This is a genomic window from Aquirufa nivalisilvae (assembly GCF_004307455.1).
Taxonomy (GTDB): domain Bacteria; phylum Bacteroidota; class Bacteroidia; order Cytophagales; family Spirosomataceae; genus Aquirufa; species Aquirufa nivalisilvae.
Genome location: NZ_SEWX01000030.1, coordinates 1 through 342 on the forward strand (window position 1 = coordinate 1; position 342 = coordinate 342).

A 342-nucleotide genomic window follows, 5' to 3' on the forward strand; every position below is an offset into this window, starting at 1 on the left:
CTGAAACAGTCGATGACTCCGCTTTATACAATACCATCGATGATGTTGCTACTCCATTCGTAAATGTTAAGCTTGTTGCTGTGCCAAAGTCTGTAGCACCTACCGTTGGTACGGTCGCTGGACTACTTGAAGTGCTCGCTCCGGAGAACGTAATGCTCTTAGCTCCCGTATATGTCGTTGCTGTATTACCATTCGCATCTTTCGCTGTTACAGTTACTGTTTGGCTACCTCCTGCTGTTTGAGTGCCAGTTCCTGTTACTACTAATTTCGTAGCAGTTCCTGGACTTACAGTAATGCTTGAGCTAGTGGCTGCTGTTCCGCTCGCTGGGGTAAAGGTAAAGG

At 47.1% G+C, this 342-nt stretch carries 1 protein-coding gene; it reads right to left on the bottom strand.

Going from position 1 to position 342, the window contains the following annotated elements; translation table 11 throughout:
• The coding region (locus tag EWU22_RS13390) for a hypothetical protein (RefSeq protein WP_394364570.1) at nt 1-342 on the bottom strand (342 nt) is incomplete at both ends.